This is a genomic window from Curtobacterium sp. YC1, assembly GCF_016267665.1.
Taxonomy (GTDB): domain Bacteria; phylum Actinomycetota; class Actinomycetes; order Actinomycetales; family Microbacteriaceae; genus Curtobacterium.
The window spans coordinates 157,332-182,107 of record NZ_CP066341.1 but is presented as its reverse complement, the minus strand read 5'-3'; the positions used below and the strand labels follow the sequence as shown (position 1 = coordinate 182,107).

Genomic DNA, 24,776 nt, shown 5'->3' with positions numbered 1-24,776 from the left:
ACCGGTGGGATTTGAACCCATTGCCGCGCCTCGGCGCGTCTTGGAGAACACCTTCGATCGCTGTAACTACAGGCTTCTCGGGACAACCCAAGCCCCGTGCCTCCCACTCCAGCCAGGTCGCGGTGCACCGAAATGCACCGCGACCCTACAACTCGTCGCCAGTGCTGCGCGGCGCAACCGACGCCTGGTCACGTGACAGGCGAGGACGGCTGCTGAGCATCGAGATGCGCCATGTCGGCACTGATCGCGTCGTCGGCACGGATCGCGCCAGCGGCTACTTGATGGCTCAACTCGCGCAATAGCTGGTCCGACAATTCGTGACCGGCCAACGCCTGGGCAGCGTCCGCGAACTGTATCCGGCGCTCTGCCTCGTTGGCTCGGCCTTGGTCAATTTCGGCAACCATGCACGTTCCCTTACTCGACGTCGTCTTGCTTGCAACCCGAAGGTTGACCCGCGCTGTCTCCTGAGTACCCGGCTATCGGTCGCGGGCAAAATTCATCGAGTCGACGCTCAGTCGTCCCTCATGGCAGCGCTCGACGCCTCAACCAGATCCGCTTGTCGGAGCCAGAGATCGGACCGAGGGCATGGCTCGCAGCAATCGGCCGCGTCGGTGGCAGATGCAGGTCTATCGGATCGATGCGGCGATGAATTGATGAGTGCGGTAAGGCAGGTCGAGCCGCTTCGCCGGGTCATCTCGACCTGCACGGCACGGTCCGTGCAGGCGAGCACTACGGCGCGTTCCCGGACGCGGAGCTCGACGAAGCGAAGCCAGCTGTCAACGGTCTCCCCGGGGGCCTCCACGACGGGCCCGGGGGCGATTTCCTCCGGTGTGAGCGTCACGGGCGCCGGGCCTGGTCAAGAACTCGGCGATCGCAGCGCGAGACACGTCCGTGCCATACCTGCGGTTCTTCCCCAATGTCGCGATTATTCCGCGGATTCGAACGTAAGTTCGAATTTCAGTGCGCTCGGCGACCCCGCTGCACCTGTTCGATCGCGTCAGCCTCGGCCCAGATCGCGGCAACGCGGTCCAGGTCCGGACGTGCACCGCGAAGCTCACGGTCGTAGTCGCGCACGAGCGCCCGGCGGCCGACGGCCGGCGGCGAGCTCGTCGACGGTGAGCCACTGCAAGGCTTCGCCGTCGGCGTCGATCACGACCTTGGTTCGACTACGAAAACGACTGAAAGCGACATGTCGGCACATTTATGTATCCCATCAGGGCTTTTCTTGCCTCCAAAAAAATAGTGACGAATTATGCCAGAATGCTTGAATTTCAGCGTGAATTCTGATACCATCAGTATCAGTACGAAGAATTACCGAGAACTATTAGCGTCAAGGTAAGGAGAAATTATGACAACTACTAACGAGAAACGAGGAAAGAATGGGACGCCACTCACGTAACCCCAACTCACGAAATACCCTAAGCAGCATCTTCGGCTTTGTCAAAAAGCACAGCGCGTCGATTGGCTATGTAATGGTGCGGGCAGTCATGTTCGTTTGGGACCACCACTATAACTGGTGGCACTTCTAAGAAACTCCGAGCCCGGGGGAAGAGGCAGGAATCTTCCCTGCCCCTCCCCCGGGGCTCGAACATCTTCATAGGACGCCCGGGACCGAACACTCCCGAATGACGATCCCGCCCGCTTGCCGATCCACGCTCGCGACGCTCGAGGATGGATGTCATTTACGGGATGGTTACAGCAAGGCGTCCGTGGCGACAACGAACTCGGCCGTGATGCTGATCGCCTCGTTCGCCAGGTCGCGCACCGGGCTCATCTTGCGTGCCCGTCTAGTTGGGATCCCTGGACCGGACGCCTGGAGATCGAGCTCGTGCACGATTTCGTTCCGCGCGATAAAGAAGTCGGCAAACGTTGCGAGATGCGCGTCTGCGAACACGCCCGAGGGTGCGATGCCGAGCGAGTTGCGGACCGCGCGTAGATCCTTCTCCGTCTGCAGGCTGCCCTTCGTAATCGAGTCCACATACTCGGCGCGTAGAGCAGTGTCCGCGCTCGGCGCTCCGAGAATCCGCTGCGCCTTCTTGGGCTCTCCACGCACCATCTCGGTCACGAACCGATTGAGCGATGTCTTTGTTGCAGGGTGCGACGCGAGGAGGGGGGGCAGGGCGTCCCGGACCAGCTGCTTCAGAACGGCATCGAGCCCCGCGCCCGCGAAAACGATGGCCGCCCGAAGCAGATCTACCTCTCCGTGTTCCAGTCGCCGCACCGAGACTCCGCGATCAATCCTCTGCTGGCGCGCGGCATGCAATGTAGCAAACAGCCCCTGGACACTGTCGTGAGCGCCCAACAGGCGTCGCGCTGCTACGGCTGTTTCCGCGTGAGTCGTCAACGTGAGCGGAAGCGGATCGAGTTCGAGGAGTCGGTTGGCGGGCACGTGATTGAGCCTCGCATGCTCAACGCACGGGCTGGCCGCGACCAGTTCGCCGGAAGGGCTGATCTACGAACAGTGGTCCCACGTTGAAAGCTGTCCGATAGACGGTCGATCACCAGGATGCCTGACGCCGTATGCTCGCCGCATGAGACGCGTTCTCGATTTTTTCGGCATCGCCCGGGCGGAGGGATCACCTCGACCCAAGATGCTCAGCGCGATCATCGGTGGTGTCGGGCTGTTCTTCGTGCTCACTGGTGGTTCGGTGATCGCCGGCAACGTGAAAGCCGGTAACCCCGCCGCGATCTGGATCGGTGGCGCTCTGATCGTGATGGGTCTGGCGTGCTGGGTCGTGGAGGGCGTCCTGGGCAGTCGAACGACAGGCGTCGGACTGTCTCAGTAGCCGATCGGCTACCGGACGCTGTGCCGGCCCTCCAAGATGGCTATGTGACCGCAGCGGGAACACACGACGGCGGCCAGCATGATCGGCAGGGGACGTCCGAGCATGAGGAGCTGGGCCGACGCTCGCTTTCCCTGAGCTTTCGCCGGTACGCGTCCCTGGTGGCGCGATCCGAGGCGCAGTCCGTTCGCCCGGGCTCGTCCCTTGCCGGCGATCGTGCCGAAACTCCCTACAGCTCGGTCCCCGACCAGATCCGCGCAAGCGTCGGAGTGGCCCTCGACCACCTTCATGGGTTCAAACTCATCGTTGTGGACGGAAGCCTCACTCGGACGGGGCGCACCTCGGGGCTGCTGACTACCTCGAACCCGTCGGTGAGGAGGGCCGTGGTCGGCCCAAGCATTTCTGAACACGGTCCTCGCCATACGTTTCTGAGAAGGTGTGAGCTAGTCGCTCGCGCACCAATCGCAGGAGAATTTTCCTAGGCTCGGTCACAGAGCCGCTCAGCCGCGGCAATGCGTGCCCCCTACTGAGCTGAAGCGCAGGTGGACACCTGGGAGCAAGGCACGCAACCAGGCCTGCGGTGCCGCATCGTGCCTGCAAGACGGACGTCATCGGTGAGGATAGAACCGTGAGTGACGTGACCCGCCCCTTCAGCACGTTCGTCCGCGACCGCCGCCCCCTGTCCGCGTTCTTGGGGCAGAAGGTGAGGAAGATCGAGAACGCGCTTCGCGACCTGAAAACCACGGAGGAGCTTGAGGAGTTCGCCCGGGACCGGCTTCCGACGATGATCTTCGACGCGAAGACGATGCCTCCGCGGCTTGGCGGAGGTCGAAGCGCTCGAGTCGATCCCAGAGCATCCGTCCGTCAGCCCGACGGCACCTACGTGTCGGCAACCCGGCACTGGGCTGCTTTCGAGATCGACGGCGACGTTGAAGCCCTCACCTACTGGCCGGACACGCATCCGACGCTGCCAGCGTCGGACGAGGCGCCGTCGGCGACCGCTGCGTTGACTGTCGACAACTACGACGACGCATGGCAGATCGGTCATCCGAACGACACCGCTCGCCCCATGCTCTACACCTCGGTGTACCTGACCGTGGATGAGGAAGCGGCGAAGGTCAATGTGCGGGGCATGCTCACTGATCGGCGCAGCCGCATCACTCCCATCGTCGAAGCGATCGCCGCTCAGGCGAACGAGTTCAACGACGAACTGGACACTCGGATCCGGGAGTGCCTCGACGGGCGGCGAGACGAGTTCCGCGTCCGCGAAGAGATCACAGCGTCACTCGATTTCCCGTACGAGTGGTTTGCTGAGCCGCCGGCTCTTGACGTCATGGCGGCGTCCGCACGCGGGAAGGAGGACGTGGACACGCCCGCTGAAGTCGCCGCGGAGGTGTCTAACCGTATGGGGGCGGCTGACGCCGCGCCGGCGGAGGCACCCTCACCCGCCGATTTGTCCATGTCGATCCCCTCGAGGCTGGCGGAGCGCACGTTCGAGCAAGTGCAGCAGATCATCCGCCTCTGGGCGAACGGCGTAGAGCGGTACCCACGGAGCTTCGCGGGGCTTAAGGAAGACCAAGTCAGCGACTTGCTGGCCGCTACCCTCAACGCCACAACGCCCGGCGCGAACCGCGAGGTGTACTCGCACTCTGGCAAGTCGGACATCTATGTGCGCGCGGACGTCCTCGGCGAAGGTCGCGGACCCGAAAAGGTCCTCATCATCGAGGCCAAGTGGGCCACCAGCATGACCATCGTGCAGGGGGCGCTCGATCCTCAGCTCTTCGGATACCTCACTGCGAAGGACACCGCCGCCGTTCTGCTGGTCCTTATCGCGCAGCACGACTTCGACAAGAAACGCGCCACCGTGATCGAGTGGCTTCGTGAGGTCGAGGGTTACGAGGAAGCGGAAGACTCGGCCGTGGCCGATTGGCCAATTCTCCGTTTTAGGCGAGGTCAACGAACTGTCCGAGTCTGTATCGCGACGGTGCACCTCGACCGCACCCAAGGTGCCGAGGAGGCTGGTGATGCTGACGGCGAGTGAGCACATTATGGCGCGCGTTCCACCGTCGACAGACGGCCCGATGGACAATCGGGTACCGAAACGTGCCGTTTTACTGCACGCTCGGGTATAGCTCGGTACTGCGGGACGAGGCACAGTCGATTGCTACCGGTGCCGGTGGGGTCTCGATGGTGATAGCGAGTTCTGAGCAGGCACACCAAACGAGACAGAATACGTCAGATACCGGTTACCAACCGCAGTGCGATGGCCCGCTCGATCAGGCTCCGATTCGTTGGCGAGGCCGCATCGACGAACACCCGCCTCCGGAACTCGAGCTCACCGAGCTCGACGGCCAACTTTCCGAGGACTTCGTCGGCGAAGCTGGAGGACACCACCCCTACGCCGGAGAAGTCGAGGACAAGGTATTGTGCGCCCGCGCCAATGTAATTGAGCAGTCGTGTGCGGACCTCCTCGCCCTTGACCCGTGACCCGAGCGAGTCCTCGAGGTCGACGACGGCGACACGGTGGTGCCCGTCCGGGGTCTCGATCGACTCGAGGAAGTCGCTACCGATGCGGTATCGGCCGAGGGCGTCCTCAATGCGCACCGGGGTCGAGCAGTCCAGCTGCCAGTCGACGGTCGTCGCCTGATGCAAGTCCGGGTCCAGGACCGGCCTGCTGAGCTCAGTGGTCGAAGCGTCCGGCCCGTTGGTCCACCGGCCCCTGCCCGACGTGATCCGGAGCTCGCCACCGTTGATCTCGACCGCCCGCTGCAACCCGAACAGCCCATTGCCCTGATTCAGGTTGCCTTTGCTGGTCACTCCTTGCTTTACGGCCTCGTCGATGGCGGTGTGGGCCTGCCTCAGGCGACTCTTGTCGACCTTCCCGTCGGGGCTGCTCAGCAATAGGGACTTCTGAATGCCGATGCCGGTGTCAGCGACGGTGATGGCGCACAGTCGCTGATGCTTATGCACCTGCATCATCACGTACCCGCACTCTGCCCTGGAGTGCTGGAAGACGTTATCCATCACCTCGTACAGGCACCAATTCAGCGAGTCGACGACACCCGCCTCGCAGCGGATCTGGTCGACCAGCGCCTCGATGTACAAGTCCGCAAGAGTCTGCGCCTCCGACTCGTCGCGATACTGCCATACGTTGTGCGTCAGCCGTGTCTGATGCTTGACGTAGTCAGAAACCTGCATGGGGTGCATCACGTGCGTTCGTTCGACGTTCGGCGGCATGTTCGACGTCGAAAACAAGTACCCCGCCGAACGGTAGAAGTCCACTGCCGCGGCGAACGGCACCACGCCGTTCGGGTACATCTTCCCCGCTCGGGAGAAGTCGATGTCCACCGTGTCCCCGCGCGAGACGGTTCGCATCCGGCGGATCAGGTCGTCGGTGTGGTCCTGCTTGTCCAACGCTTGAATCTTGTGCACTACCCCATACCCCGACTTCATGGGCCGAGTCTAAATAAATTAATCCTCACTCCATGCTGGTAAGGCCCGCCGTGTCACGTTCCCCGCAACCCGCAGCACTGGCCGGACAAGCAGCTCCGTGCAGACCCTCCGCAGTGCCGTCCGGAGGCGCTCGGTCGTCAGATAGCCGGTCGTTCACCGAGACGGAGCGTCGAGTGTCTCCGTCCACGTACTTACAAGGCTCCGACTGTTTCATATAGCTGGTCTGAAACTGGTTCCGGCAAGGTGACCTATGCGAGACGTTGTCGTGCGATGGGGCTCGGGCCTCAAGACGGCCGCGGTCGCGGCCACCACGACCACGGCCACCACGACCACGACTACAGCTGCTCCGCTCGTTGCCGGCTCAACGCGGAGGTGACGTTGTCCAGATCGTCGGGGAACAGCGCCGCATAGGTGTCAAGAGTCACCTTCGCCGACTTGTGGCTCAGCATCCGCTGCACCACTTTGACGTTGGCACCAGCGCTGATCGCGAGTGACGCAGCGGTATGACGAAGGTCATATGGCGTGACTCGGCGGAAGCTTGCGTCGGCAGCCATCGTCCGCTGGACGGCCTTCGTGAACCATCCCTGGCTGGAGTGCCCTGGCCGGAGGAAACCTCCGGCCGAGGACGACCAGAGACGATCGTCGGGGTGCTTGTCCCGACAGGCCGCTGCAACAGCCGAGTCGAGGAAGTCAGGAAATCCGACGGAGCGCCGCTCATGCGACTTCACACTGCCCAGGACGTGTTGACCGTTCACCATCAGCTCGCTCTTCGTCAGTGCCCGTTGGGCCTCGGCTGCTCTCTCGGGAAGTAGCACAAGCCCACGTGCGCCGTCACGCCGTGCCGCGTAGATGAACCGCCGCTCGCCTTCGTGCACGAACGTGGCATGGTGCTGCGTATCTTCGTCCGACATCGCCACTCGGCGCATGATAGATCCAGGTACCGACGACGGCGCCGGTGACCGGCTCACTCCTCCGACCGACGCAGCCACTCGTCGCCCGTCCGTCCACGGTGACCGGACGCGCTGCCGGCCGGGTAACTCGCGTCGTCCGCATTCTGAGCAAGACGTAGCCTTCCGCCAGTTCAAGGGAGCGACTCACACCGAAGGTAATGGTCCCGTATCGCAACCTCTCGGCGATCAGGCGGGACGCCATCGGCACCATGACGCTTGGTCTGAAAGATTGCTACCACCCCTTTTCGGAGGGGCCCGACCCGCAGTAGAGCAGGGCTGAGCCGCACTCGCACCAACGAGATGCTCAGAGGACGGCTGCCCGCCTCCCCTTGGGCCCGACGAAGGCAGCCCTCGGCCTCTCGTCAATTCGCAGCACTGGTTTCGCGAACCTCCCTAGTACCTCAGAAACCGACAAGCTTCTCGAACTGCGCTCTTACCACCTCAAGCTTCCTAGGTCCGAGACTGAAGGTTTCGAATTGAGTCTCATACTCCCCCACGAGGTCTTCCAAGTCAGTATCGTCAAGCACGATCACGTAACCGTGCCCGTCGTCCGCAATGGCTTTTGCGCGAGCGAACGCCTTCTCGCGATCATCCAGCGTCCGCACAGCCAGAATTCCAACCTGACCCCGGGTTGGAGCGAATCGCATCGCTAGCTGGTCAAACTCCGGATTCCCCACCTCCTTGCCGTAGTTTTTGCACTCGACCACCACAAACGCAGAAGGATAGTGTTTCCCGAGCCAGGCAAAAAATCCGTCCGAGGCCACATTATCGAATCTTATATCAATGCGCTTGAGCCCTACGTGCAATTCTTGTTCAATCGCCATATTCGCGAGCGAGGTGTCGAACAGCGCTGTGAACAGCTTGGCGACAGCCCTGTGGTAGAGCGTGGCACCGCCCGGCCCCGGCGCAATCGCTTTCACGCTGTCAAGTAGGTCACGAACGTTGACGCGCGGCGTCGCAATCTTGTTGTGGAGCTCCTCGTCCGCCAGCGGCGCGTTAGCGCTTGCGTCAAGATTGGCCCGATACTCACGAAGCGCACTCGGGAAGCTCTCGGTATGATTCACAATGGCCGCTTTGTTCGTGCCAAGCCTTTCATCTAACCGGCCGAGATCAACCTTGCGCTTCTTATTCTTTAATATCCGAACTAGGTCCGAGGATGGATCATTAAGTTCCATCTGCTCGTAATAGGGTCGCAGGTAACCTCGGTAATACTTCCCTTTGTCAACCGTCAGATTCGCGCGTACGATAGATTTTGGCACGAGCAGCAGCTTGTCGTTTTCTGCTCGAGGGAGATCCACCAACCCTTCTTCCCACTTCTTGGTCGAGGCGTCCCAATACGGACCGCTCTGCTGCTGCTCCATAGGAATCTCGTGGAAACGAGCCATGTTCTGTGTATATTCGATTAGATGTGCGCGGATAACGCTGGTAGTGATATCACTAACAATGTCGCGGTCGACTCCGGGTACGAGCAGCGCTGTGTCATCGAGATCGCGCAAGAATCCCGATTTTGCAGCTTTACTAGTGCGAAGTGCATCGATAAGTTTGGCGGCCTTCGTTCTATTCCCCAGGCCGATGCCGCGCGAGTTGCCAACACTGCTACCAAGGTGTGTTTCATTCGGTTCCACGAGCGGAAAGATGAGGTCACCAATCCGAACCTTATCGTCGCGAGCGATAGCCGCAAGCAACTCTCCAAAGAAGGACTGCAGCGATTGTTGACATTCCTCGATCCATAGACCGTCTTGGGCTCGTATAGCCCCGGGGTCGATATATACCGGAACATCCGTGCTTACGTCAACGTCGACGAAGTCTAGCCCGCCCTGGGTGGCGTCAATGAAGAATACTTCGGAAACTCGGGACATCATGGCCCTCCTGCTTATTACCCGACGAACTATTTGCTGTCGCAATATAACTCGGTGGGGTGCAAAGATGCAAGCATCGCTCAACTTTTTCCGACGCACGCGTCAAGAAATTCATGAAGGGTCAGCAATAGTCCGTTTCTCTCACGGACCCGCGCCGAGCAGGTGACCTCGGGTGGGCGAAAGTGAGCGTCGCGCTAATCAGTCCGCTCGCTTGATGAGCTCGGCGACCGCGTCGGCGAGCTCTCCTAAATCCGCGACGATGGTCGCAGCGAACGCTTTAGGGTCCGAAGGTTCGTTGCGGTCAAACTGCCGAGCCCGCGTTGCGATATCTTGCACGCGAGCGAGTTGCTCCTGCTCTCGGGTCATGAGCGGAGGTTAATGCCTCCGCCACGGAACCGCTATCCGCAGGTCGAGGACCAGAGACTGCGCTTCGACCACCTGGCTCCCTACACAAGGCTCACCAGCGCCGCCCGCGCCTTTGAGAGAGCTTTCCGGCAGTAGTCGCCTGATGTACCGAGTAGACCAATTGCCATGGTCGTCATGGCTGGCATCGTGGCTCTGAGACTTAGCCCGCGCCGCGCCAAACGTCCAACCCCGAGCCAGGCCACGCGAACCGAGAAATGGCGAGTAGACCGACCTGGCCATCAGGCATGCAGGCGCAGGAACCTCATCCGACCTGCCCGCTCGGTGACGCACGGATTCAACCGCGGCGTCGGTCGAATATTGCTCATGTTCAGGGCCGACCAGTCGGCGGAGCCACTGTGCGCAACGCCCTAAGCAGAGCCTGCACCACAGATGCACCGAAGACGCCCCCGAAATGTAAGAAAACCCCCGTGTGAACGGGGGTTTCCTGTGGCGGTACCGGTGGGATTTGAACCCACGGTGGAGTTGCCCCCACACATGTTTTCGAGACATGATCCTTCGGCCGCTCGGACACGGTACCGGGAAAGATCTTACACGATCCGGGAGGCTCGCAACGCCACCCCTGGTCGGCTCACCCTCCACAAGCGGTCACCCCCGGCGCTCACCCTCCACAAGCGGTCACCCCCGGCGCTCTCCCCACACCCACAGCCACCCCTCGCCGCCGCCACGACCGCGCGGCGTACCGTCCAGGGCATGAGATCACGCACGCTCATCGCCCTCCTCACCTCGGTCGTCGGCAGCCTCGGCGTCGTCGGCGCTGCCGCCGTCGGTGCCCGCGCCGGCGTCCGCGGCCAGCGCGCCGCCGCCCAACGCGTCGTCGACATGCTCCCCATCCACGCGGACTGGTGGCGCGAACGGCAGCAGCACGAGGGGCAGTTGCTCTACGTCGCGATCGGTGACTCGGCCGCGCAGGGCGTCGGGGCGACCGCTCCCGGGCGCGGGTACGTCGGTCTGCTCGCCCGCCGCATCCGGCACCGTTCCCGCATGTCGGTCCGCGTCGTGAACCTGAGCGTCTCGGGATCGACGACGTGGGGCGCCAAGCGCGACCAGCTGCCGAAGCTCCGGCACCATTCCCCTGACATCTGCACGGTCTCCATCGGCGCGAACGACATCGCCGACTTCGCCCCGGACAAGTTCGAGCGCAACATCCGCGCGATCTACGGCGCGGTGCCGTCGCACACGATCGTCGCCGAGCTGCCCTGCATGTTCGTGCCGGACCGGGAGCGCAAGGTGGCGGTCGCCAACGAGATCGTGCACCGCGTGGCAGCCGAGTTCGGGTTGACGGTGGCGCCGCTGCACACGATCACCAAGCGGGTGGGTCTGCGGCGGACGTTCTTCAACAGCTACGGCGACCTGTTCCACCCGAACGACCGCGGCTACGAGATCTGGGCGAGCGCGTTCGAGCCGGCGGTCGATGCCCGGGTGGACACGGTCGCGACGATCCGCCAGTACCTGTCGGCGCGCGAGGCCGAGAACCTCGGGCGCGAGGCCGGTGCGGTCGCCAGCACACGAGCGGAACAGGACACCGACGGCGCCGAGGCGCTCGACCACGCCTCGGCGCCGGGGCCGGTCGGTCGGCTCCGCCAGCGCATGACCGGCTCGATCGCGCTGCCCGACGAACCGGACGACCGTACCGGTGATGTCGGCCGTACGCCCTAGCCTCGTCGTCATGGCACGCCCGCAGTCCCTCTACCGTTGCACCGAGTGCGGCTGGACCAGCGTCAAGTGGGTCGGCCGCTGCGGTGAGTGCCAGACGTGGGGTTCCGTCGAGGACTCCTCGGCCGCGTCGGCGAGCACCCGCGGCACCGCGGCCGTCGCCGTGACCGGCGCACGGGCCGCTCGGCCGATCACGGAGGCCCGTGGCACGTCGGTGCAGCGCTGGCAGACCGGCATCGGCGAGTTCGATCGCGTGCTCGGCGGCGGTGTCGTCCCGGGCGCGGCGGTGCTGTTGAGCGGGGAGCCGGGCGTCGGCAAGTCGACCCTGCTGCTCGAGGTCGCGTCACGAGCGGCGGCGTCGGGCAAGCGCGTCCTGTACGTCAGTGCCGAGGAGTCCGTCGACCAGGTCCGGCTGCGCGCAGAACGCACCGGGGCGATGCACGACGAGCTGTACCTGGCGAGCGAGGTCGACCTCGGGGTCATCATCGGGCAGATCGACCAGGTCCAGCCCGACCTGCTCATCGCGGACTCGGTACAGACCATCTCGTCCAGCTCGATCGACGGCATCGCCGGTGGCACGTCACAGGTGCGCGAGGTCGCGTCGACGCTGATCCGCATCGCGAAGGACCGCGCGCTCCCCGTCCTCATCGTCGGGCACGTCACCAAGGACGGCACGATCGCCGGGCCCCGGCTGCTGGAGCACCTGGTCGACGTCGTGTGCCACTTCGAGGGCGACCGGCAGACGGCGCTCCGCTTCGTCCGGGCGCTGAAGAACCGGTTCGGCCCGACCGACGAGGTCGGCTGCTTCGACATGGGCGGCGACGGCATCCACGAGGTGCCCGATCCGAGCGGCCTCTTCATGTCGCAGAACGCAACACCGGTCTCCGGCACCTGCGTGACCGTCGCGCTCGAGGGGCGTCGGGCCCTCCCGGTCGAGGTGCAGGCCCTCATCGTGCCGAGTTCGGCGCCGCAGCCGCGACGCGTCGTGAACGGTGTCGACTCCTCGCGCGTCGCGATGCTGCTCGCCGTCCTCGAGCGTCGAGCGGGCCTGAAGCTCTCCGACGCGGACGTCTACGTGTCCACCGTGGGCGGCATGAAGCTCACCGAGCCGGGCGCCGACCTCGCGATCGCACTGGCCTTGGCGAGCGCGGCGCGCGACCGCCCGTACCCGCACACGCTCGCGGCGGTCGGGGAGATCAGCCTCGCCGGCGAGATCCGGCCAGCCACCGGCACCAAGCAGCGCGTGAACGAGGCGACTCGCCTGGGGTTCACCACCGTGCTCGGCTCTGACTCGGGGCACCTGCGCGAAGCCCTGCGCGTCGCGTTCTCGATGACGCAGTCCGCCCGCGAACGCGAGCTCGACCGCGCGTTCTGAGGGTCTACGCGCGCAAAGCGGCCAGCAGGTCCTCGGGCGCGGCCTGCATGGTGTGCGGGCCCGCGATGTCGAAGAACACGCCCTCGAGCATGTCGAGGTGGGCGGCCAGGAACTCCTCGAGCCGCGGTCCGTCGTAGACCATGACCTGCCGGATCTTCTCGTCCGGGACCATCGCCGTGTAGGCGTCCGCCGACGAGAACAGCAGCAGGATGCGCTTGTCCGACCCCTCGCGACCGAACACCCGCACCTGCATGTCCTTCTTGCCGGTGACGAGTCGGGGAACGATCACGATGTCGTTGCGCAGCGCGAACGCCACCGCAGCGACGTCCTGCTTCGCGAGGGCTTCCTCGAGCTGTTCACTCCGGAAGCGCTGTTCCTTGTCTGCCATCAGCTCAATTCCACCAGATTTTCGTCGTTCCGGGACGCACGGGTAGCCAGTCAGCCCACAGCACGCTAGCCTGATGAAACCGCTTCGGCGGCGCTCAACGTCCGGGCGAGGTGGTTTACCCCTCAACCGGGCACCAGGGTCACTGGCCGTCAGGCCTGACCCCGAACCCGTCCCGCCGGCACCTGCCCGCGTGGCGCATCACCCCCGTCGATGTCCGTCGGGGTCTCCGTCGGTGCGATCGCACCCTGGCGGAAGCAAGAAAGCTAAGGAAACGCCATCATGGCATCTACCGGTACCGTCAAGTGGTTCAACAACGAAAAGGGCTTCGGCTTCATCGCCCCGGACGACGGCAGCGCTGACGTCTTCGCGCACTTCTCCGCGATCGCTGGCAACGGCTACAAGTCGCTCGAGGAGAACCAGAAGGTGGAGTTCGACATCACCGAGGGCCGCAAGGGCCCGCAGGCGGAGAACATCACCGTCCTCGGCTGATCACATCAGCTTGAACAGGCCCCGTCGTCTCCGGACGACGGGGCCTGTTGCTGTTCCCGGCGCCCTCACCAGGCGCTCCGCACAACCGGAGTCGCGCCGAACCACGTGAACGCGCGGCGCCGATGCACTTCGGTTGGGCGAACCGCATCGGAACCGCCCACCGCCCACCGGCCACGGGCCACCGCCAACAACGAACCGCGCCCGGCAACCAAAAAGCAGAACCAGCAGCCGCACCACCCCTACTGCAGGATGAACTGCACCGATCGCTTCGACTCGAGGTCCCCCACCGCGACCTGCAGGTGGTAGCTCGCCCCGCCGGCACTCACCGCGGGCCGTGACGAATCGCACGTCGACGTCGACGACCGGGTGCGGTCCCACGCGATCGCCGGCGTCGTCAGCGTCTGACCGGCCTTGATCGTGACGTCCTGGTTCGTGCCCCCGGTCTGGCAGTCCTTCGACGACCAGTACTGCTCCTCGCCCGAGCTGATCGTCAGCACCTGCTGCGCCGACCCGAGGTCCAGGTGGCACGAGTTCTTCCCGGTGTTCTCGATCGACATCGCGATCTGCGGGTCCTCGGTGGGGCCGTAGGTCTGCTTGTCGAGCACCGGGGTCAGGACGATCTGGTCCTTCGCGCAGGTCGAACCGTCAGCGGCAGGTGCGAGCGACGCCGGAGCCGACGCTGCGGACGAGCGCGACGGCGAAGAAGAAGCAGCAGCCCCAGATCCAGACCCAGACGACGACGACCCGGCGGGCGACGCCGAGGCCGTCGGCGCCGCCGACGTGGCCCCGCTCCCCCGCCCGACGACGATCAGCACCACGACCAGGACGACGACCAGCAGCGCCCCGAGCACCAGGGCCCGCCGACGCCAGTAGACGACCGGCTTCTCGGGACCGACGGGATGACGCAACGACGACATGCGCACAGGGTAGACAACGCCGCAACGCCCGAAGGGGAACCCCGCCGGGGGCCGTGCGAAAGCGTCAGAGGATCTTCAGCATGCGGGTGTTGCCGAGCGTGTTCGGCTTGACCCGGGCGAGGTCGAGGAACTCCGCGACCCCCTCGTCCGACGACCGCACGAGTTCGGCGTAGACGTCGGGCGACACCACGCTCTCGCCGATCTCCAGGTACCCGTGCTTCGTGAAGAAGTCGACCTCGAACGTCAGGCAGAAGATCCGGGCGACGCCGAGCGCACGGGCATCGTGCTCGAGCCCCTCGAGCATCCGGTGGCCGACCCGCTTGTGGATCCAGCGCTCGTCGAGTGCCAGGGTGCGGACCTCGGCGATGTCGTCCCAGAACACGGCGAGCGCTCCGCAGCCGATCGGCACGCCGTCGGGCCCTTCGGCGATCCGGAACTGCTGGATCGAGCCGTACAGGGCGACGTTCTCCTTGCCGAGCAGGATGCGCCGGTCGACGTAGGGGGCGATGAGTCGCTGGATGTGCGGGACGTCGGAGGCGAGCGCCGGCCGCACGAGGATCCCGTGCTCGTCGCGCTCGTGGAACGCGTGCTTCCCGTGCTCTGTCATCCGCCCCACCCTACTGCGCAGGACAGGAACGCCTCACGGCGCACGACAGGAGCACCTCACGGCACCAGCACGACAGGACCACCCCACGGCACCCGCATGACAGGGGGACACCTCACTGAGCCGCACCCAGGGTCACCGGCCTACCGTGCGGGTCATGCCTCAGATCATCGAAACCGTCGACGTCAACGTCCCCGTCCGCCAGGCCTACGACCAGTGGACCCGTTTCGAGGAGTTCCCGCACTTCCTCGACGAGGTCGAGAAGATCGTCCAGGTGGACGACACGACCACCGACTGGACCGTCAAGGTCGCCGGCCAGGTGCGCGAGTTCCGTGCCGTGATCACCGAGCAGCACCCCGACGAGCGCGTCGCGTGGACCGTCAAGGACGGCGAGACCGACCACGCCGGTGTCGTCACCTTCCACAAGCTGTCGGACACCGAGACGCGCGTGACCGCGCAGATCGACTGGGAGCCCTCCGGCATCCTCGAGAAGCTCGGCTCCGCCGTCGGCGTCGGCGGCCACGCCGTCAAGAAGGACCTGCAGAACTACAAGGAGCGCGTTGAGAACGCACCGACCCAGCCGGGTTGGCGCGGCGACGTGCAGGCGTAGTCCACACCACACGCCGGACGGGAGGCGCGGTGCCAGCTGGCACCGCGCCTCCCGTCCGTCGTGCCCCCTTCGGCATCCCCCCACTGAAATGCCGACCTGACGCCCGAGCGCGAGCCTGGCAGAGTGGTGACACCGGCGGTCGCGCTGGTTCAGTTTTACCATGTCTGAGACAGATCCGAGAGGGGTCACGTGATCGAGTACACCGATGACGACGCACACCGCCGGGAACTGTCGCGCAAACTGCAGCTCCTGATGGACGTCGTCGAGGCGAACTCCGGACAGCGTCCCCCGTACAAGGAGATCGTCGCGGAGATCGAGGCGCAGGGTGCGTCGATGAGCCGGCCGCGCTGGGGGTACATGCTCGGCGGCAACGGTCCGGCCGTGCGCGACCAGCGGCTCCTCGCAGCCCTGGCGTCCTACTTCGGGGTGCCGGCCGAGTACCTGACCGACGCGGCTGGCAACACCGACGTGCCGGAACGGGTGCAGGCCCAGCTCGAGCTCGTTCTCGAACTCCGCAAGCGCGAGGTCGTCGCGTTCGCGACCCGACGGCTCGGCGAGTTCGCCTCGGCCGACGAGATCCGCGACTTCACCGAGCACCTGCGGCGGCTCGACGAGTCCGGCGGCGCGTCGTGAACGTGTGTCGCAACCGGTTCGGCGCACGCCGCCGGCAGTCCGAGGCCCGTCGACGGGTGCAGCGGCTGGGCCTCCCCCGTCGGCTGACCCTGCCGGAGCTGACCACCCGTGCAGAGCAGGCACTCGGGAAACCGATCCGGGTGCAGACCACGGAGTTGCCGGGCGACCTGTCCGCGCGGCTCATCCAGCGCACCGACCACGCCCTGCTCGAGACCCGACCCGGACTGTCCGAACGCTCGCGCGTGGCCTGCGTGCTGCACGAGCTCGCGCACGTGTTCATGGACGACAGCGGCTGCGACCACCAGGCGTACACGGGACTGCTCAGCGGTCGGACGGCCTTCACCCGGTCACTCGACACCCCGCACGAGCAGGCGGTCGAGCTGGTCGCCGACCAGCTCGCGCTCCGGATCGGCCTGCTCGACCCCGACGGCCGTCCCGGGATCTTCCGGTGACGCTGCACATATGGGGCTCAATCCCGGTGTGGGTCGTCCTGACGGTGCTCGTCGTCCGGCTGGTGCTCGTGCGCACCCAGTCGGCGAGTGTCGGCTGGCTCATGGCGTGCTGCGGCTTCGTCGCCGTCGGCCTGACCATCAACCAACCCGAGATCACGTCGTTCCTGGCCGGGGTGACCTCGGTGCCGAACATCGCCGACCTGATCGGCCGCTGCCTGATGGTGTGCGGGATGTTCGCGTTGGCGCAGTCGGTCGAGGCCGCGGCACGGTCGGCCAAGCTCGTGCGCCCCGGTCGGATCGCGGGCTGTCTGGCCGTGCTCGTCGCGCTCGTCGTGCTGTTCACCATGATCGACGCGCCGACCCCCACGGCGCAGTTCATGGTCGTGTACGGCGACCAGCTGCCGACCGCGCTGTACTCCGCGGTCGAGATGACGTACATCGCCATCGTCATCGCCCGGTCCGCCGTGGCGGTGCTGCGCTCGTTCCGCAGCGGAGACGGCCTCGGCCGGATGTACTGGCTGTTCGTCGTCGGCGCGGCGGGGCTCGTGCTGCTCGCGGCGATCGCCATCGCCCTCGACGCCGTGCACGTCGCCGGGATCGAACCCGCGGTCGCGGTCCTGTCCACGATCTACGCACCGGTGTTCCTGACCTCGATGGTGCTGCTCGCCGTCGGGGCGGCCGGTGGGGTCCTGCCCGACGCGGCACGCGAGTTCCGGGACTGGGGGGACGCCCGGCGGCGCTTCCGACGCCTCGAACCGGAACTCCGGCGGCTCGAAGCGGCATCGGGCAACACCGGGCTCTACTTCACGATCGTCTGGCAGCGTCGCCAGTGGCGGAGCCGGCTGCACCGGCTGTCCGTCGAGATCGAGGACCGGGCGCGCGAGGCCGGGCAGGACGTCCCGGCCGACGCGACGCTGACCACGGCACGACTCAAGGAGATCTCATGACCGGTGGACGCATCATCGCACTCGGCACCGCAGCAGGGGCGGTCGGCACGCTCGGGCTCGGCGCCTTCGTCGCCCGACGGCTGCTCTTCCCCACGCCGTACACCGCGACGGCCACGGTCCGCAGTGCCACGGACACCCAGGTCGAGCTGACCGCCACCCGCGACACCCGCCTGCCGGGCACGTACGACCTGCAGCGCGAGGGCACCCGGGTCCGGGTCGGCGCGGTCCTCGACACGAGCAGCGACACCGTGCGCCGCAGCGTCACCGGTCCCGTGGCGCTCGGCGAGTGGACCTGGGACGCCCTGCGGTACGACGAGCCATCCGACGTGCCCGGCGTCGAACCCGAGACCGCCACCACGCACGTGGTGCACGTGCACGGGCAGTCCCTCGGGCCGCGCCAGGTGGTCCGGGGCATCGGGGTCTGGCGGTCCCTCGGCGCGACGTCCGAGATCGTCGACACCACCGACCTGCCGCTCCGCTCCCTCGACCCGCAGGCCGCCGACCGGGTCGTCGCAGCGGTCCGTGCCGCCCGAGCCCGGGGCGCCCAGCGCGTCGTGCTGCAGGGCTGGTCGGCCGGCGCCCTCGCCTGCTCGATCGCGGCCGCCCGTGTGCCGGTCGACGGACTCGTCGGGATCTCGCCCCTGCTCGACGTCACCTCGGCGCTGCGGGGCGCGGTCCTGGGTGCGCACCTGCCCGCGTTCGTCGGTACGGTCGCCGCACGGATCACGACCACCCCGGTGCTCTCCCGCCTCGCCGGCGCCGCGCAGCCCCTCGCCACGGCCACCTGGCAGAGCTCGCCGACGCCGACGCTGCTCGTGCACTCCGAGGCGGACGTCCTGGTCGCGGCGGACGACGTCGCCGCCGTCGCCGAGCGACAGCACGCCGCCACGGTCGTGTTCCGCACGGCCCCGCACACGCTCGAGTGGAACGAGGACCCGGAGCGCTGGGACACTGCCATCCGCGACTTCGCCGCCGGGCTGCCGTCCGGCTCCTAGGAGCGCACCGCCCCACGACGTGCAACGGCCCCGGTCTGCGAACAGACCGGGGCCGACTGCGTCTCGATCCGTTGGGGGGAACCGATCGAGCGCGACGCGCGAGGAGTTGGGGGGAACGTCTCGCGCGTGATCATCACAGTACCCCCGGACGGGGGTCGATGGACGCGGGAACGCGCAGATCGGCGCGGCGGGATCTGTACGCGACCCGAGAACGGACGGGAGGCCCGGTGCCAGCTGGCACCGAGCCTCCCGTCCGTGGCGTGTCAGGTCCTAGGACTCGATCTCACCCTGCGGCGTGTCGGTCGCGGACTCGACGGCGGCTGCGCCGGCGAGGACCTCTTCGCGACCCGGCTGACGGCCGGTCTCGAAGTGGAACGCACCGTCGACGAAGTCGACCTTCACGTGGTCGCCCGCGTTGAGCTCACCCTGCAGGATGTGCTCGGACAGCTGGTCCTCGACCTCGTGCTGCATGGCGCGACGCAGGGGGCGAGCACCCAGGGACGGGTCGAACCCGACCTTGATGAGCTGCTCCTTGGCCGCGAGCGTGAGCTCGACGGTCATGTCGCGGTCGAGCAGGCGGTCGGCCAGACGCTTCACGAACAGGTCCACGATCTGCAGCAGCTCGGGCTGCGACAGCTGCGGGAACACGATCGTGTCGTCGACGCGGTTCAGGAACTCGGGCTTGAAGTGCTTCTTCAGCTCCTCGTTGACCTTGCCGCGCATGCGGTCGTAGCCGACAGCCGAGTCACCCTCGACCTGGAAGCCCACCGGACCACCGGCGATGCCCTGCGAACCGAGGTTCGTGGTCATGATGATGACGGTGTTCTTGAAGTCGACCACGCGGCCCTGACCGTCGGTGAGACGGCCTTCCTCGAGCACCTGCAGCAGCGAGTTGAAGATGTCCGGGTGGGCCTTCTCGATCTCGTCGAACAGCACCACGGAGAACGGCTTGCGGCGCACCTTCTCGGTGAGCTGGCCGCCCTCCTCGAACCCGACGAACCCGGGAGGGGCACCGAACAGGCGGGACACGGTGTGCTTCTCACCGAACTCCGACATGTCGAGGGAGATCAGCGCGCCCTCGTCGTCGAACAGGAACTCGGCGAGGGCCTTGGCGAGCTCGGTCTTCCCGACGCCCGTGGGGCCGGCGAAGATGAACGAGCCGGAGGGACGGTTCGGGTCCTTCAGGCCGGCACGGGTGCGGCGGATGGTCTTGGACAGGGCCGAGATGGCCTCTTCCTGACCGATGACGCGCTCGTGCAGGGCCTTCTCCATGAAGACGAGACGCGAGGTCTCCTCCTCGGTGAGCTTGAACACGGGGATGCCCGTGGCCTGCGCCAGGACCTCGGCGATGATGCCCTCGTCGACGGTGCCGGACGCGGCGACGTCACCCGCACGCCACTGCTTCTCGAGGCGGAGCCGCTCGCCGAGGAGCTTCTTCTCCTCGTCGCGCAGGCTCGCGGCCTTCTCGAAGTCCTGCTCCTCGATGGCGGCTTCCTTCGACCCGCGGACCGTCGAGATCTTCTCGTCGAACTCGCGGAGCTCCGGAGGCGCCGACAGGATCGACAGCCGCAGGCGAGCGCCGGCCTCGTCGATCAGGTCGATGGCCTTGTCCGGCAGGAAGCGGTCCTGCACGTAGCGGTCCGCCAGGTTCGCCGCGGCGACGATCGCGCCGTCGGTGATGGACACCTTGTGGAACGCCTCGTACTTGTCGCGCAGACCCTTGAGGATGTTGATCGCGTGCGGCAGCGACGGCTCGTTGACCTGCACCGGCTGGAAGCGACGCTCGAGTGCGGCGTCCTTCTCGAAGTGCTTGCGGTACTCGTCGAGCGTGGTGGCACCGATGGTCTGGAGCTCACCGCGGGCCAGGAGCGGCTTGAGGATCGAAGCCGCATCGATCGCGCCCTCGGCGGCACCGGCACCCACGAGGGTGTGGATCTCGTCGATGAAGACGATGATGTCGCCGCGGGTGCGGATCTCCTTCGTGACCTTCTTCAGGCGCTCCTCGAAGTCACCGCGGTAGCGGGACCCGGCGATGAGCGAGCCGAGGTCGAGCGAGTAGAGCTGCTTGTCCTTGAGCGTCTCGGGCACGTCGCCCTTGACGATCGCCTGGGCGAGGCCCTCGACGACGGCGGTCTTGCCGACGCCGGGCTCACCGATCAGGACGGGGTTGTTCTTGGAGCGACGGGAGAGGATCTGCATGACCCGCTCCATCTCCTTCTCGCGGCCGATCACCGGGTCGAGCTTGGCGTCGCGCGCGGCCTGGGTGAGGTTCCGACCGAACTGGTCGAGGACCTGCGAACCCTGCTGGGCGTTCTGCTGCTGCTCGCCACCGACGGCGACGGCCTCCTTGCCCTGGTAGCCGGACAGGAGCTGGATGACCTGCTGGCGGACCCGGTTGAGGTCGGCGCCGAGCTTCACGAGCACCTGGGCTGCGACACCCTCGCCCTCGCGGATCAGGCCGAGCAGGATGTGCTCGGTGCCGATGTAGTTGTGGCCGAGCTGCAGCGCCTCGCGCAGGGACAGCTCGAGCACCTTCTTGGCGCGCGGCGTGAACGGGATGTGCCCGGTCGGCTGCTGCTGGCCCTGCCCGATGATGTCCTGGACCTGCTCGCGGACGGCGTCGAGCGAGATGCCCAGCGACTCCAGCGCCTTGGCGGCGACGCCCTCGCCCTCGTGGATGAGGCCGAGGAGGATGTGCTCGGTGCCGATGTAGTTGTGGTTGAGCATCTTCGCTTCTTCTTGAGCGAGGACGACAACACGACGGGCCCGGTCGGTGAATCTCTCGAACATGTGCTCTCCCTTGGCCCCTTCGTCCGGAGCCGACAGCTGCACCGGAATCGTGTGAGTCCGGTCACGTCCTTCGAGAGTAACCAGCGCTCCCTCCGGAGGCCGCCCCTGTTCGCCCTGGGCGTGACCACGGTGCGCGTTGTGCGCGGTGGGCGAACGGCAGGACGGTCGGGAGGCCCGTGGCGGCGTCCGCGACGGGCCTGTCGTCCGGTGTCCCGTCCCGGCTCAGGCGCGTCGCGCGGCCCGACGCAGGGCACGCCGGAACCGGCGCGGATCGACGCCCAGGGCGTCGAGGACGTCGTGCGCGGAGCCCATGAACGGATCGTCGACGCCGTCGAGCACGGCCAGCACGACGTGCACGGGGCGGACGCGCTCGAGCGGGCCGGCGATCGTCGCGGCCCGGGCGAGGACCCGTGCCGCCGCGGGTGTGCAGACGACGCGGTCGTGCTCGCCGGGGCACGGTCGGTGGGCGCCGACGAAGGCCCGGATGCCGGCGCGGACGCCGTCGGGGGTGACGCCGTGCGCATCGAGCACGGGACGGAAGCGGGGCATGCCCGCGCACAGGGTCACCGCGGCGAGCAGCAGGTGCTCGGCGTCGACGAACCCGAAGCCGGACTCGTGGGACTCGAGGTCGGCCAGCAGCACGATCTCGCGGCCGTGCCGGACGGAGGGGAGGGCGACGGAGAGGTGAGCTGGCTGCATGTATGCAGAATATCTCATGCCTTTTCGAACGAACAGCCTGCATCGGAGGTCCGCTCGGTACGATCCGGGCATGGAGCAGCCCGTCGTCGGCCTCGTCGTCCACCCCACGAAGAACGTGCAGGAGTCCATCACGACCCTGCAGCGCTGGAACGCGTCCGGCCAGGGCGCCCTCATCGCCAGACGAGCTGATGCACAGCGCATCGGCGGAGGCGTGGACGTCGTCGACGACGACGACTTCACCGACCGGGTCGACCTCGTCGTCGCACTCGGCGGCGACGGCACCATGCTCGGCGCGATGCGGCTCGTGGCGCGGCGGCCGGTGCCCGTGCTCGGTGTGAACTACGGCAACGTCGGGTTCCTGGTCGAGATCGAGCCACCCGAACTCGAGATCGCCCTCGACCGGTTGTCCGCCGGCGAGTACCAGCTCGAGCCGCACCACGCGCTCGAGGCCCGGCTGTCCTGGGGTGGGGCACGGACGGACTACCTGGCCTTCAACGACCTGACGATCGTGCGGCGACCCGGTGCCGGGCAGGTCTCGGCCGACCTGAGCGTCGGCGGGCTCGGCTACGGGTACTACCGTGCCGACGCCATCGTGGCCGCGACGCCCGCCGGGTCGACCGCGTACAACTACGCCGCCGGCGGACCGGTGCTCTCCCCCGCGCTCTCCGGGTCCGTGGTGACCCCGGTCGCGCCGATGGCCGGCATCGACCGGTCCGTCGTGCTCGCCGCACGTGAGCGCTACCGCTTCGACATCGCCGAGGGCACCAGGAGCGCCGCGCTCGAGGTCGACGGGCTCGTGGTCGGTGAGGTCGCCACCGGCGCACAGATCGACATGCGCCTGCGGAAGGACGCCGGCAGTGTCGTCCGGCTCGACGCCGAGCGACACGGGCGGACGGGCCGGGTCAAGCTGAGCCTGCTCGACCTGCCGGTCCGTCCGGACCAGCTCATCGAACTCATCCCGAACGACCTGCGACAGAAGCTGCGACCGGAGCTCGACGACTGAGCGGGAGCAGGTCACGGGTCGAGCCGGCGGCACAGGTGCGAATGGCCCGCCCGAGCAGTGCTCGAGCGGGCCGTCCCATCACCCCACCGGATCGCCTTCCCACAGGACGACCCGGTTTCCCCTCGCCGGCACGGGAACCGCACCGGCGGAAGTGCGCTGACCTCAGTCGGTCAGGTACAGCTGCATGTCCTGCGAGACCGCCTTGGCGAACAGGCGCAGCTTGGCACGCGACTCGACACGGCTGACCGCCTGACGGGTCGTGTGCACGATCTTCGAGATCTCGTCGAGCGTCATCGGCTTGTCGTCGTCCAGGCCGTAGCGCATGCGGATCACGTTGGCCTCGTCGCTCGGCAGCTCGGCGACGATGGAGCGGATGTCGCGGTGCAGGAGCGTCGTCTCGGTGAGCTCGTTCGGGCTCGCGGCGTCCTCGTCCTCGATGAAGTCACCGAGCTCGCTGTCGTCGGAGTCGCCGACGACGGTGTGGATCGAGACCGGCTCGTGCGAACGGCCCTTGAGATCGACGAGCTCGTCGACGCTCATGCTCAGCTCGGCGGCCACTTCCTCTGGCATCGGCGCGCGGCCGAGGTCGACGGTCAGGTCACGCTCGGTGCGCGAGATCTTGTTGATGAGCTCGACGGTGTGCACCGGGATGCGGATCGTGCGCGCCTTGTCGGCGAGACCGCGCGAGATCGCCTGGCGGATCCACCAGGTGGCGTAGGTCGAGAACTTGTAGCCCTGCGTGAAGTCGAACTTCTCGACCGCACGGACCAGGCCGAGGTTGCCCTCCTGGATGACGTCCATGAAGGGCAGGCCGCGCTGCGAGTAGCGCTTGGCGATGCTGACGACCAGACGGAGGTTCGAGGTGATCATCCGCTCCTTGGCACGCTCGCCGTCGCGGACGAGCCAGCGGAGTTCACGCTGCAGGGTCTTCGCCAGGCCCTTCTCGGTGGCCAGCTTCTCCTCGGCGAAGAGACCGACCTCGATGCGGCGGGCGATCTGCGCTTCTTCCTCGGCGGTGAGGAGCGAGAGGCGACCGATGTGACGCAGGTAGTCGCCGACCTGGTCGACGGATGCACCGCGGACGCCGGCGAGCTGCTCGTCCGCCTCGACCTCGGTGTCGAGGGAGGTGGTCGCGGTCTCGGCGGTCGCGGTCTTCGATGCCGCAGCCTTCTTGGTGGCGGTGCGGCGGGTGGTGCTGGGGGCAGCCGTTGCGATCGTCATGGTGTCTCTCCCTGCGTTCGGCGGTGATGGCTTTCGGGGTGGTGCGCCCTGTGGGGGGCGTTGACGAGTAAAGCGGTCCGGGGGTGTACCCCACAAACCGTCCGGATCGATTCCCAGCCTTCTCCGTGCTTCACGCCCCGAAGCGTCCCCCGTGGGGGACAACACCCGCACCCGCTTGTCCCCCGGGATCACGCCCGACCGGCCCTGGATCGCCGTGTTTCCGGGGTTACGACGGTGTTGCCGCCGTGTTTCGGGTGCTGTACCCCGGCGTACCGCGTCATCCGGACATGCAAAAGGGGTACGTCGGACCGGATCGGTGGGATCCGGCCGTCGTACCCCGAACGGCGAGTGGGTGGGGGTCACCAGGAGGGTTCGAGCCACCCGTCCCGACGCTTGGAGACCTCGAGGTCGGCGTCGCGGTCGAACTCGTCGTACTCGCTCTCGATGTCACCGACGAGGCTGCGGCCGGTGAAGGGATGTGAGGTTGCCATGCGGACGATGGTCACCCCGGGACGCGACGTCGAGGTGA

Annotated in this window: 24 protein-coding genes and 1 tRNA gene; 11 read left to right on the top strand and 14 right to left on the bottom strand. The window is 66.5% G+C overall.

The genetic code is table 11. The features are described 5' to 3' along the window. Positions 1 to 188: 188 nt before the first annotated feature. On the bottom strand, positions 189 to 404 hold the full coding sequence (locus I8920_RS00955) for a hypothetical protein (protein WP_198657348.1): 216 nt from the start codon (positions 402 to 404) through the stop codon (positions 189 to 191). A 1,289-nt stretch (positions 405 to 1,693) separates the two neighbouring features. Further along, complete coding sequence (locus tag I8920_RS00950) at positions 1,694 to 2,389, bottom strand: hypothetical protein (RefSeq protein WP_198657347.1); 696 nt, start codon at positions 2,387 to 2,389, stop codon at positions 1,694 to 1,696. 142 nt (positions 2,390 to 2,531) lie between these two features. Here I8920_RS00950 and I8920_RS00945 point away from each other — a divergent pair, with 142 nt between their 5' ends. Both I8920_RS00945 and I8920_RS00940 read left to right on the top strand, forming a co-directional pair. Further along, positions 2,532 to 2,786, top strand: coding sequence for a hypothetical protein (locus I8920_RS00945; RefSeq protein WP_198657346.1), 255 nt, complete (start codon positions 2,532 to 2,534; stop codon positions 2,784 to 2,786). Between the two features lie 625 nt (positions 2,787 to 3,411). Beyond that, complete coding sequence (locus tag I8920_RS00940; RefSeq protein ID WP_198657345.1) at positions 3,412 to 4,824, top strand: hypothetical protein; 1,413 nt, start codon at positions 3,412 to 3,414, stop codon at positions 4,822 to 4,824. Between the two features lie 194 nt (positions 4,825 to 5,018). Here the strand turns inward: I8920_RS00940 and I8920_RS00935 are convergent, their stop codons facing one another. The 5 genes from I8920_RS00935 to I8920_RS00915 form a co-directional block, all read right to left on the bottom strand. After that, the gene (locus I8920_RS00935) at positions 5,019 to 6,236 is read right to left on the bottom strand and encodes an STAS-like domain-containing protein (RefSeq protein ID WP_198657344.1); all 1,218 of its coding nucleotides are present in this window, start codon (positions 6,234 to 6,236) and stop codon (positions 5,019 to 5,021) included. Positions 6,237 to 6,571: 335 nt separating this feature from the next. Beyond that, on the bottom strand, positions 6,572 to 7,147 hold the full coding sequence (locus I8920_RS00930) for a tyrosine-type recombinase/integrase (RefSeq protein ID WP_232832901.1): 576 nt from the start codon (positions 7,145 to 7,147) through the stop codon (positions 6,572 to 6,574). 440 nt (positions 7,148 to 7,587) lie between these two features. Next, positions 7,588 to 9,045: a hypothetical protein gene (locus I8920_RS00925; protein WP_198657342.1), complete on the bottom strand. Its 1,458-nt coding sequence runs from the start codon at positions 9,043 to 9,045 to the stop codon at positions 7,588 to 7,590. Between the two features lie 198 nt (positions 9,046 to 9,243). Further along, a complete protein-coding gene (locus tag I8920_RS00920) occupies positions 9,244 to 9,411 on the bottom strand; it encodes a hypothetical protein (protein ID WP_198657341.1) in 168 nt (55 codons plus the stop codon). Positions 9,412 to 9,898: 487 nt separating this feature from the next. Continuing rightward, positions 9,899 to 9,988 (bottom strand) — tRNA-Ser (locus I8920_RS00915). Between the two features lie 173 nt (positions 9,989 to 10,161). Between I8920_RS00915 and I8920_RS00910 the strand changes: the two genes are divergently transcribed. After that, positions 10,162 to 11,127 (top strand): SGNH/GDSL hydrolase family protein, encoded by a 966-nt coding sequence (locus I8920_RS00910; protein ID WP_232832773.1) that lies wholly within the window; start codon positions 10,162 to 10,164, stop codon positions 11,125 to 11,127. Between the two features lie 10 nt (positions 11,128 to 11,137). Beyond that, positions 11,138 to 12,499 (top strand): DNA repair protein RadA, encoded by a 1,362-nt coding sequence (gene radA / locus I8920_RS00905; protein ID WP_198657340.1) that lies wholly within the window; start codon positions 11,138 to 11,140, stop codon positions 12,497 to 12,499. Positions 12,500 to 12,503: 4 nt separating this feature from the next. On the opposite strand, the gene I8920_RS00900 is transcribed toward radA, so the two are convergent. Then, positions 12,504 to 12,887, bottom strand: coding sequence for an SseB family protein (locus tag I8920_RS00900; RefSeq protein ID WP_198657339.1), 384 nt, complete (start codon positions 12,885 to 12,887; stop codon positions 12,504 to 12,506). Positions 12,888 to 13,166: 279 nt separating this feature from the next. Here I8920_RS00900 and cspE point away from each other — a divergent pair, with 279 nt between their 5' ends. Next, positions 13,167 to 13,376 carry a transcription antiterminator/RNA stability regulator CspE gene (gene cspE, locus I8920_RS00895; protein ID WP_017887662.1) on the top strand — a complete coding sequence of 70 codons (210 nt, stop codon included), beginning with the start codon at positions 13,167 to 13,169 and terminating at the stop codon, positions 13,374 to 13,376. A gap of 239 nt (positions 13,377 to 13,615) precedes the next feature. On the opposite strand, the gene I8920_RS00890 is transcribed toward cspE, so the two are convergent. Both I8920_RS00890 and I8920_RS00885 read right to left on the bottom strand, forming a co-directional pair. Then, positions 13,616 to 14,293 carry a hypothetical protein gene (locus I8920_RS00890; protein WP_198657338.1) on the bottom strand — a complete coding sequence of 226 codons (678 nt, stop codon included), beginning with the start codon at positions 14,291 to 14,293 and terminating at the stop codon, positions 13,616 to 13,618. 64 nt (positions 14,294 to 14,357) lie between these two features. Beyond that, positions 14,358 to 14,900, bottom strand: coding sequence for an amino-acid N-acetyltransferase (locus tag I8920_RS00885; protein ID WP_198657337.1), 543 nt, complete (start codon positions 14,898 to 14,900; stop codon positions 14,358 to 14,360). A 154-nt stretch (positions 14,901 to 15,054) separates the two neighbouring features. Here I8920_RS00885 and I8920_RS00880 point away from each other — a divergent pair, with 154 nt between their 5' ends. The 5 genes from I8920_RS00880 to I8920_RS00860 all read left to right on the top strand — a co-directional run bounded on the left by I8920_RS00880 (position 15,055) and on the right by I8920_RS00860 (position 18,534). Beyond that, positions 15,055 to 15,507, top strand: coding sequence for an SRPBCC family protein (locus I8920_RS00880; RefSeq protein ID WP_198657336.1), 453 nt, complete (start codon positions 15,055 to 15,057; stop codon positions 15,505 to 15,507). A 189-nt stretch (positions 15,508 to 15,696) separates the two neighbouring features. Beyond that, a complete protein-coding gene (locus I8920_RS00875) occupies positions 15,697 to 16,140 on the top strand; it encodes a hypothetical protein (protein WP_198657335.1) in 444 nt (147 codons plus the stop codon). Further along, positions 16,137 to 16,592: a hypothetical protein gene (locus tag I8920_RS00870; RefSeq protein ID WP_198657334.1), complete on the top strand. Its 456-nt coding sequence runs from the start codon at positions 16,137 to 16,139 to the stop codon at positions 16,590 to 16,592. Before I8920_RS00875 ends, I8920_RS00870 begins: the two co-directional genes overlap by 4 nt. Further along, entirely contained in the window at positions 16,589 to 17,539 is a 951-nt protein-coding gene (locus I8920_RS00865) for a hypothetical protein (protein WP_198657333.1), read from the top strand. The genes I8920_RS00870 and I8920_RS00865 overlap by 4 nt, the downstream gene beginning before the upstream one ends. Continuing rightward, positions 17,536 to 18,534: an alpha/beta fold hydrolase gene (locus I8920_RS00860; protein WP_198657332.1), complete on the top strand. Its 999-nt coding sequence runs from the start codon at positions 17,536 to 17,538 to the stop codon at positions 18,532 to 18,534. The genes I8920_RS00865 and I8920_RS00860 overlap by 4 nt, the downstream gene beginning before the upstream one ends. Positions 18,535 to 18,804: 270 nt before the next feature. Here I8920_RS00860 and I8920_RS00855 read toward each other — a convergent pair whose 3' ends face one another. Further along, positions 18,805 to 21,324 carry an ATP-dependent Clp protease ATP-binding subunit gene (locus tag I8920_RS00855; protein ID WP_198657331.1) on the bottom strand — a complete coding sequence of 840 codons (2,520 nt, stop codon included), beginning with the start codon at positions 21,322 to 21,324 and terminating at the stop codon, positions 18,805 to 18,807. Between the two features lie 222 nt (positions 21,325 to 21,546). Then, a complete protein-coding gene (locus I8920_RS00850; protein ID WP_198657330.1) occupies positions 21,547 to 22,023 on the bottom strand; it encodes a Clp protease N-terminal domain-containing protein in 477 nt (158 codons plus the stop codon). A 70-nt stretch (positions 22,024 to 22,093) separates the two neighbouring features. On the opposite strand from I8920_RS00850, the gene I8920_RS00845 reads away from it, so the two are divergent. Further along, entirely contained in the window at positions 22,094 to 23,026 is a 933-nt protein-coding gene (locus tag I8920_RS00845) for an NAD(+)/NADH kinase (protein WP_198657329.1), read from the top strand. 162 nt (positions 23,027 to 23,188) lie between these two features. On the opposite strand, the gene I8920_RS00840 is transcribed toward I8920_RS00845, so the two are convergent. Then, positions 23,189 to 24,247, bottom strand: a complete 1,059-nt coding sequence (locus tag I8920_RS00840) for a sigma-70 family RNA polymerase sigma factor (protein ID WP_198657328.1) — start codon at positions 24,245 to 24,247, stop codon at positions 23,189 to 23,191. A gap of 359 nt (positions 24,248 to 24,606) precedes the next feature. Continuing rightward, complete coding sequence (locus tag I8920_RS16255) at positions 24,607 to 24,738, bottom strand: hypothetical protein (protein WP_263867246.1); 132 nt, start codon at positions 24,736 to 24,738, stop codon at positions 24,607 to 24,609. Positions 24,739 to 24,776: the final 38 nt, after the last annotated feature.

What these genes read in the sequence shown, in the direction of transcription:
- I8920_RS00885 (WP_198657337.1), bottom strand. Translation starts at nt 14,900, where the DNA reads ATGACAGAGCACGGGAAGCACGCGTTCCACGAGCGCGACGAGCACGGG.
- I8920_RS00890 (WP_198657338.1), bottom strand. Translation starts at nt 14,293, where the DNA reads ATGTCGTCGTTGCGTCATCCCGTCGGTCCCGAGAAGCCGGTCGTCTAC.
- I8920_RS00880 (WP_198657336.1), top strand. Translation starts at nt 15,055, where the DNA reads ATGCCTCAGATCATCGAAACCGTCGACGTCAACGTCCCCGTCCGCCAG.
- I8920_RS00955 (WP_198657348.1), bottom strand. Translation starts at nt 404, where the DNA reads ATGGTTGCCGAAATTGACCAAGGCCGAGCCAACGAGGCAGAGCGCCGG.
- radA (WP_198657340.1), top strand. Translation starts at nt 11,138, where the DNA reads ATGGCACGCCCGCAGTCCCTCTACCGTTGCACCGAGTGCGGCTGGACC.
- I8920_RS00925 (WP_198657342.1), bottom strand. Translation starts at nt 9,045, where the DNA reads ATGTCCCGAGTTTCCGAAGTATTCTTCATTGACGCCACCCAGGGCGGG.
- I8920_RS00920 (WP_198657341.1), bottom strand. Translation starts at nt 9,411, where the DNA reads ATGACCCGAGAGCAGGAGCAACTCGCTCGCGTGCAAGATATCGCAACG.
- I8920_RS00935 (WP_198657344.1), bottom strand. Translation starts at nt 6,236, where the DNA reads ATGAAGTCGGGGTATGGGGTAGTGCACAAGATTCAAGCGTTGGACAAG.
- cspE (WP_017887662.1), top strand. Translation starts at nt 13,167, where the DNA reads ATGGCATCTACCGGTACCGTCAAGTGGTTCAACAACGAAAAGGGCTTC.
- I8920_RS00840 (WP_198657328.1), bottom strand. Translation starts at nt 24,247, where the DNA reads ATGACGATCGCAACGGCTGCCCCCAGCACCACCCGCCGCACCGCCACC.
- I8920_RS00855 (WP_198657331.1), bottom strand. Translation starts at nt 21,324, where the DNA reads ATGTTCGAGAGATTCACCGACCGGGCCCGTCGTGTTGTCGTCCTCGCT.
- I8920_RS00945 (WP_198657346.1), top strand. Translation starts at nt 2,532, where the DNA reads ATGAGACGCGTTCTCGATTTTTTCGGCATCGCCCGGGCGGAGGGATCA.
- I8920_RS00910 (WP_232832773.1), top strand. Translation starts at nt 10,162, where the DNA reads ATGAGATCACGCACGCTCATCGCCCTCCTCACCTCGGTCGTCGGCAGC.
- I8920_RS00845 (WP_198657329.1), top strand. Translation starts at nt 22,094, where the DNA reads ATGGAGCAGCCCGTCGTCGGCCTCGTCGTCCACCCCACGAAGAACGTG.
- I8920_RS00900 (WP_198657339.1), bottom strand. Translation starts at nt 12,887, where the DNA reads ATGGCAGACAAGGAACAGCGCTTCCGGAGTGAACAGCTCGAGGAAGCC.
- I8920_RS00860 (WP_198657332.1), top strand. Translation starts at nt 17,536, where the DNA reads ATGACCGGTGGACGCATCATCGCACTCGGCACCGCAGCAGGGGCGGTC.
- I8920_RS00850 (WP_198657330.1), bottom strand. Translation starts at nt 22,023, where the DNA reads ATGCAGCCAGCTCACCTCTCCGTCGCCCTCCCCTCCGTCCGGCACGGC.
- I8920_RS16255 (WP_263867246.1), bottom strand. Translation starts at nt 24,738, where the DNA reads ATGGCAACCTCACATCCCTTCACCGGCCGCAGCCTCGTCGGTGACATC.
- I8920_RS00930 (WP_232832901.1), bottom strand. Translation starts at nt 7,147, where the DNA reads ATGTCGGACGAAGATACGCAGCACCATGCCACGTTCGTGCACGAAGGC.